This is a genomic window from Corallibacter sp. (assembly GCF_048381695.1).
Lineage (GTDB): Bacteria > Bacteroidota > Bacteroidia > Flavobacteriales > Flavobacteriaceae > Corallibacter > Corallibacter vietnamensis.
The window spans coordinates 1-6,677 of sequence record NZ_JBLXHI010000027.1; the positions used below are offsets into that span (position 1 = coordinate 1).

Genomic DNA, 6,677 nt, shown 5'->3' on the forward strand with positions numbered 1-6,677 from the left:
GACATTTTCTTTGCGCTCGTTTCCTAAACAGCATTACCTGTTCTAGGTTCAATGGGTATGATCTCAGCCACTTATTGGCACCCCTTTATTGAGAACGCGGCAAAGATATAACGGATTTTAGAATTACGAATGAGGAAATTTGATTTTTTTTTGACACAAAAACGTCGGGTAAGATAGTGCAAACGTAAAGCTTTGAAACTCTAATATTTTAGTGAAAAGAATTGAGCGTTTACTCAAGTGTTGGAGGCTTCCGATTTGCTTTTTTATCAGCATGGATACGCTTATTTTTTAAGCGTTTCTTTTTAACTCCTCTAGGAATTCTTGTTGGAATACGTATTTTCTCTTCTTTTAAACCTTCTTCAATCAATTCTATAAAGCGTTGTGTGACTAAAGCTTTGTTTCTAAATTGACTTCGACTTTCGTCACAGGCTAGAATTAAAACACCATCTTTGGTTAAGCGATTATTGAAAAATTCGAAAAGCTTTTGTTTTTCTTCGTCATTAAAAACGGATGAGTTTTCAAGATCAAAGTATAATTCAGCTTTTGAAGATACCTTATTTACATGTTGTCCTCCGCTTCCCGAGCTTCGAACGTATTTATAGGTTAATTCAGATTTAAGTAAGGTTACATCCACTATTCTTTAATTTGATGTGGTGATTTTAATAAATCGTTTACTGTTTTTACTGGGTTAAAAGTAATTATAGGAACTTCAACAAAAATAGTATTCCAATGTGCCATACTTCCATTCCAAAGTCCAGGTAATTCTAAGGCTTTTAAGTCCTTACCATTTTTAGTTTTTTGAGTTATAAAAGCGGCATTGTGATCGACATAATTTTCTAAATTAAACTTTTCACCTTTATAGTTTTTTACGCCACAAACTAAATCTACAGGATTAAAATGCGTAGCGTTTTTAAGAATTTCTTCTTGTTTTGGATCTTTTAAATTGATTTGTGCCGACTCTACTATTTGAAGTGATTGGTTAGATTTATGATCTTTTACCCAGAAAGGACCACCTCCAGGTTCTCCTTCATTTTTTACCATACCACAAATTCGGATCGGACGGTTTAGTTTTTCATGTAAGTATTCAATTTTATAATAATCAGTATATTTTCTATACTCATCAGATATTTTAATACTTAATTCTTCCGTTATAAAATGTTCAATAGCAGCTAAATTATCTTCCGTAATGTTTTCAGAATCTAAATCGTGTAAATATTCAAATGCTTTAGATTGCAATTTTAAAAGAATTCCCGCGAGTATTTTTTTATAGGTAGCAACCTCTTCTTTATATTTATAAACAACAACATTATCTATGTTTTTAACAAAAATAATATCAGCATCGAGTGCATTTAGATTTTTTAATAAGGCTCCATGTCCAGAGGGTCTAAATAAAATTGAGCCATCTTTGTCCCGAAAGGGTTTATTGTTTAAAGTTACAGCAATTGTATCTGTTGATTTTTGTTGATATGAAAAAGAAATATCGAATTTAACTCCTGTGTTTTGTTCAATATCTTGTTGGATTTTTTTAAATTCTTTTTTGAATTTGTTTTGATGATCTTCTGAAATGGTAAAATGCAACTTAGCTAAGCCGTTACTTGATGCATACAAAGCAGCTTCGTATAAATGTTCTTCAAAAGCTGTAGATATATGATTTTTTTTATACTGATGAAAAGGTAATAAGCCTTTAGGTTGATTTCCAAAATTTAATTGATCTTGATCCAACATGGCCTTTGCAAATTGCCATACTTTTTCTGTATTAGGCAAGGTTTTAAAATCTATGTTTTTAGATTTCAACAGTTTTAAAACTTGATTGTAAAACGGAAATTTTTCCATTCCAACCATAAAAAGAGATAATTCTCTAAGGTTATTTCTATTGATGTAAGAATTGAGCGATTGCTCATTGGAATTATATTGATTAACAAATTGAAATAGAAATTTAAACATTCTAGTTGCTGCTCCAGATGCTGGAACAAATTTTAATAACGATTTGTTGTCTTTTTCTTTTTCAAATAAGGAAATATATTCTTCAATTAAAGTATCGTTTAATACCGTAATGCCATTGTTAATAGTCGCGGCCTTTGAAATGTTTGTATACGGAATTCCAGTTTCGAAAATTTGAATCTGTTTTTTTACAACATCTAAGTTTAAATCTTTAGATTCAATTTGTTTTATGTCTTTTTTGGTAAACTTCATAATTTGTTCAATAGTAGGTTGTCAATATGTTGTATTGCAATTTTAAGACGTTTCTCTTTACTTCCTTTTAATAAAATATAAGGTTTATTATGCGTTTTTAGAGTTGTTTCAAAAGCATTAAACATACGTTCGCGTTCATTGGGTTTGTCTCTTAGGTCATCAGCTTCCCACGGGGTGTCAATATAGGTTAAAAAGTAAATATCGTAAGAGTTTTTTAGAGCATGTGCTTCTAAAATCGGGTCACATGTTCCTGAGTAATAAACTTCGCTATAAACTTTAGTTTCAAGTAAATCGGTGTCGCAAATTAAAACAGAATCTGTTTTTTTAGCTAATTTGTTTTCGAGATTCATCTGGCCAATTGCAATGGGCAATAAATCTTTAGGTTCGCATGTTTTGCGTTCGTTATTCCATTTATCTTGTAAATATTCACGAGCATATTCTGGCACCCAAACGGAGTTATAGTGTCTGGCGAGTTGTTGAGATAATGTTGTTTTACCTGTAGACTCTGGGCCAAATAATACTACTTTTATGCAGTTGCTAGCTTGTTGTTTAAGCTTTTTTTCCATGCTAAATAACCAAATATTGCTATAACTGTAAATCCTAAATATTGAAAACTTGTGAATGTGAATCCTTTATACAAATATAAAGGTACAGAAATCACATCGCCAATAATCCAGAAGATCCAATTTTCTATTTTTTTCCTTGCCATTAACCACATGCCTACAAAAAATATAGCTGTTGTTATGGTATCTACATAAGCTACCCAGCCATTCCATTTGTCAAAGCTTTTATATACAATGAATACAAACACTAAGGTTGCTATGAATATGGCAAGGCTTAGTATTTTTTCTTTATTAGTGGTTTTTGATATTTGAGTAACGTGTGTGGCATCTACTTTACGTGTCCATATATACCAACCATAAACACTCATACAGAAGTAGTAAGCGTTGATCATCATATCTCCAAGGAGTTCCCATTTTAGTAGTAGGTAAACAAAAATCAGCGTGCTTATCATTCCTGTTGGGAAAACAAGAAGTTTATTCTGTTTGGAATACCAAACCGATAAAAACCCAAAAATAACGGCTACAATTTCTAAAACAATATCAGTGGTTTCGTAATCAGAATATTGCGAAAAAAGAAAATCAAAAATGTGGTTCATAGTCGCTTCGGTCTGTTTTTACAATTTTCATTTGTAATACGGCAATATCAATTTCTGAAAATGAACGTTTTATTTCTTGAGTTAAAAACGGCATTAATGTATCGTAATCACCATAAATTTGAGTACTCAAAGGGTTTTCTAAAACCGTGAATTCTGAAGCTCGTAAGTGTTTTATAAAATCAATAATATGAGGTTCGTAATCGTCTTTTAATGGTGATAATTGTAATTCGATGGATATCTTCATTGTCCTTGTCTTAACTATTTATTAGTTGTGTATTTGCTGTTTTTTCAATTTATCAAAAAAGGCTTCGTTATCTTCAAAAGCAGTTCCAATTACGACGATATCTGCTCCTGATTTGTAGGCAGCTTCTATTTCTGTTTTGGTTCTTATACCTCCACCAACGATTAGAGGGATGTTTAATTGTTGTTTAACTTCGGAAATAATATGAGGCTCAATAGCATGTGTTGCTCCACTACCAGCTTCGAGATAGATAAGTTTCAGGCCTAATAATTCTCCTGCTTTTGCGGTATCTTTTATGGTTTGAAGGTCTTTTCGTTGTATGGGTTTTGTTTCACTTACACGTTGTACGGCCGTTTCTTTTCCATTTTCAATAAGCAAATAACCTGTTGGAATAATTTCAAGATTGGTCTTGGCCAGTTTTGAAACAGCTTCTACTTGTTTTCCTATTAAATAATCAGGATTTCGACCAGAAATTAAGGATAAAAATAAGATTCCATCGGCTTTGTCTGTTATTTGAATGACGTCACCGGGAAATAAAACTACTGGTAGATTGGTGTGTTTTTTTACCTCAATAACTAAGGAGTCTGTTAAGCCTTCATCAACTTCACTTCCTCCAACAAAAATATGAGTTGCTATCGATTGGTTTACTTTAGAGATAAAACGAGAAGCATCATTAAGATTCATCTTATCAGGATCAATCAAAACGGCTAACAATTTTTCATCTTTAGCTTTTGAAGCGGTTATATTTTTATAAATACTATTCATTAAGGAATGACATAAGCACAAGTAAAACCTTCAAATTCTAAAAACGCTGTATGGTATCTATATTTTTTGTTTTTATAATCTATCCACGCTACTGTACAGCCATCCTCTATCATAAACGGGATGACTAAAAAATGTTCTTTAAATAACATGCCAGGAGTAGCAAAAAGTTTGTAAAGGGATTCTTTTATTCCCCAAATGACGGTAAGTCTATTAATATAATCTTCGTCCGTAGGTTTTACATAATTAGATTCATAATCGACAAACTTATGTGCAATAATTCCTATCTTTTCACGCTGTTTTTCAATATCAATACCAACCTCAGCATCACTTATAATGACTCCAGAAAATGTAAATGAATGTGTTATAGAAATGTGTTTACCATCTTTAAGATGCGGTTTTCCGTTTTCGTCATAATATAAATCCTGATCTGTGTATCCAAACTCGTGCAATAAATGTCTAACGCTTAAAAAACCACGTTGATGTAACTCACTTTTCATGCTTAATACACGTTGTAAACTTTGTGGTTTTAAATCTAAGGGTTGAAATAATGCGTCGTAAGATTCTTCAATCTTCCAGATTTTAACAGTAGTTTGTGAATTTACACTAATGGATTTGTATAGTGGCATTTAGAATTATGAATGTTATTGATTATCTTTGCATCGCCTAAGGCGGATTAAGCGTTTTTTAGATAAGCGAATTTAACTATTTAAGTGTTAACCCCAAAGGTGTTTCAAAATATATAAACAAAGAAAATAATATGAGTACAAAAACAGTTGCTTACGTACCTAATAAGGTAAAGGATATGTCGCTTGCGGCTTGGGGAAGAAAAGAAATTGAATTGGCTGAAGCAGAAATGCCAGGCTTAATGAGTTTACGTGAAGAATATAAAAATGAGCAACCTTTAAAAGGAGCACGAATTGCTGGTTGTCTACATATGACAATTCAAACGGCAGTTTTAATAGAAACGTTACAAGCTCTTGGTGCTGAAGTAACTTGGAGTTCTTGTAATATTTTCTCTACGCAAGATCAAGCTGCTGCTGCAATTGCTGCTGCAGGAACTGCGGTTTATGCATGGAAAGGATTAACAGAAGAAGAATTTGATTGGTGTATTGAGCAAACATTATTCTTTGGTGAAGATCGTAAACCATTAAACATGATTTTAGATGATGGTGGTGATTTAACCAATATGGTTTTAGATAAATACCCAGAGTTATCTGCTGGAATTAAAGGTTTATCTGAAGAAACGACAACGGGAGTTCACAGACTTTACGAGCGTGTTAAAAATGGTACATTAACAATGCCAGCAATTAACGTAAACGATTCTGTAACAAAATCTAAGTTTGATAATAAATATGGTTGTAAGGAATCTGCAGTAGATGCTATTCGTCGTGCAACAGATATTATGTTAGCTGGTAAACGTGTTACTGTTTGTGGTTATGGTGATGTTGGTAAAGGTACAGCGGCTTCTTTTAAAGGTGCTGGTTCTATTGTAACTGTTACTGAAATTGATCCTATTTGTGCTTTACAAGCTGCTATGGATGGTTTTGAAGTAAAGAAATTAGAAACTGTTGTTGCTAATTCAGATATCATTATTACAACTACTGGAAATAAAGATATTGTACGTGCAGAGCATTTTGAAGCCATGAAAGACAAAACTATTGTTTGTAACATTGGTCATTTTGATAACGAAATTCAAATGGATTGGTTAAATAAAAACCATGGTAACACTAAAGATACGATTAAGCCACAAGTAGATAAGTATAACATTAATGGGAAAGACATTATCATTCTTGCAGAAGGTCGTTTAGTAAACTTAGGTTGTGCAACTGGTCACCCAAGTTTTGTAATGAGTAATTCCTTTACAAACCAAACTTTAGCGCAAATTGAACTTTGGAAAAACAGTGATAAGTACGACAATGACGTATACATGTTACCAAAGCATTTAGATGAAAAAGTGGCTAAATTACATTTAGAAAAAATAGGTGTTGAGTTAACGGAGTTAAAAGACTACCAAGCAGAATACATTGGTGTAACAGTTGAAGGTCCTTATAAGCCTGAGCATTACAGATACTAATAAATTCCTGCGCAAGCAGAAATCTTATAATTGAAAAATCCCAAGCATTAGTGTTTGGGATTTTTTTATTATAGTTACCTTTCAATAAAAAATTAAAATGAGTGCAGTTAACAGTACCGTTTTGCAAAAGAAATTAGATGTTTTAGAAGGTTTAATTCCTAAAAGTAAAGCTATAAACACAAGTGTTTCAAAAGCGAATGTGGCATGGCATATAGATCATAGTTTAAAAGTGATTAATGCTGTTG

At 32.3% G+C, this 6,677-nt stretch carries 8 protein-coding genes; 1 reads left to right on the forward strand and 7 read right to left on the reverse strand.

The features are described from left to right. Positions 1-229 precede the first annotated feature (229 nt). The 7 genes from arfB to ACN5J3_RS14265 are packed head-to-tail and all read right to left on the reverse strand — an operon-like array spanning position 230 to position 4,984. Positions 230-634: an alternative ribosome rescue aminoacyl-tRNA hydrolase ArfB gene (gene arfB, locus ACN5J3_RS14235; RefSeq protein ID WP_344716004.1), complete on the reverse strand. Its 405-nt coding sequence runs from the start codon at positions 632-634 to the stop codon at positions 230-232. Next, positions 634-2,193 (reverse strand): DUF4301 family protein, encoded by a 1,560-nt coding sequence (locus tag ACN5J3_RS14240; RefSeq protein ID WP_418512159.1) that lies wholly within the window; start codon positions 2,191-2,193, stop codon positions 634-636. Before ACN5J3_RS14240 ends, arfB begins: the two co-directional genes overlap by 1 nt. After that, entirely contained in the window at positions 2,190-2,759 is a 570-nt protein-coding gene (locus ACN5J3_RS14245) for an AAA family ATPase (protein WP_215926863.1), read from the reverse strand. Before ACN5J3_RS14245 ends, ACN5J3_RS14240 begins: the two co-directional genes overlap by 4 nt. Then, entirely contained in the window at positions 2,720-3,352 is a 633-nt protein-coding gene (gene pnuC / locus ACN5J3_RS14250; RefSeq protein ID WP_215926864.1) for a nicotinamide riboside transporter PnuC, read from the reverse strand. The genes ACN5J3_RS14245 and pnuC overlap by 40 nt, the downstream gene beginning before the upstream one ends. Then, positions 3,336-3,596: a hypothetical protein gene (locus tag ACN5J3_RS14255; protein WP_020898157.1), complete on the reverse strand. Its 261-nt coding sequence runs from the start codon at positions 3,594-3,596 to the stop codon at positions 3,336-3,338. The genes pnuC and ACN5J3_RS14255 overlap by 17 nt, the downstream gene beginning before the upstream one ends. A 21-nt stretch (positions 3,597-3,617) precedes the next feature. Beyond that, positions 3,618-4,358 (reverse strand): geranylgeranylglyceryl/heptaprenylglyceryl phosphate synthase, encoded by a 741-nt coding sequence (locus ACN5J3_RS14260; protein WP_418512160.1) that lies wholly within the window; start codon positions 4,356-4,358, stop codon positions 3,618-3,620. Continuing rightward, positions 4,358-4,984, reverse strand: coding sequence for a 4'-phosphopantetheinyl transferase family protein (locus ACN5J3_RS14265; RefSeq protein WP_344715998.1), 627 nt, complete (start codon positions 4,982-4,984; stop codon positions 4,358-4,360). The genes ACN5J3_RS14260 and ACN5J3_RS14265 overlap by 1 nt, the downstream gene beginning before the upstream one ends. A 131-nt stretch (positions 4,985-5,115) precedes the next feature. Here ACN5J3_RS14265 and ahcY point away from each other — a divergent pair, with 131 nt between their 5' ends. Next, the gene (ahcY, locus tag ACN5J3_RS14270) at positions 5,116-6,432 is read left to right on the forward strand and encodes an adenosylhomocysteinase (RefSeq protein WP_334465704.1); all 1,317 of its coding nucleotides are present in this window, start codon (positions 5,116-5,118) and stop codon (positions 6,430-6,432) included. Positions 6,433-6,677 lie beyond the last annotated feature (245 nt).

Bases quoted from the DNA above. Each gene is read 5' to 3' on its own strand.
- ACN5J3_RS14240 (WP_418512159.1), bottom strand. From the start codon at position 2,193: ATGAAGTTTACCAAAAAAGACATAAAACAAATTGAATCTAAAGATTTA.
- ACN5J3_RS14245 (WP_215926863.1), bottom strand. From the start codon at position 2,759: ATGGAAAAAAAGCTTAAACAACAAGCTAGCAACTGCATAAAAGTAGTA.
- pnuC (WP_215926864.1), bottom strand. From the start codon at position 3,352: ATGAACCACATTTTTGATTTTCTTTTTTCGCAATATTCTGATTACGAA.
- ACN5J3_RS14255 (WP_020898157.1), bottom strand. From the start codon at position 3,596: ATGAAGATATCCATCGAATTACAATTATCACCATTAAAAGACGATTAC.
- ACN5J3_RS14260 (WP_418512160.1), bottom strand. From the start codon at position 4,358: ATGAATAGTATTTATAAAAATATAACCGCTTCAAAAGCTAAAGATGAA.
- ACN5J3_RS14265 (WP_344715998.1), bottom strand. From the start codon at position 4,984: ATGCCACTATACAAATCCATTAGTGTAAATTCACAAACTACTGTTAAA.
- ahcY (WP_334465704.1), top strand. From the start codon at position 5,116: ATGAGTACAAAAACAGTTGCTTACGTACCTAATAAGGTAAAGGATATG.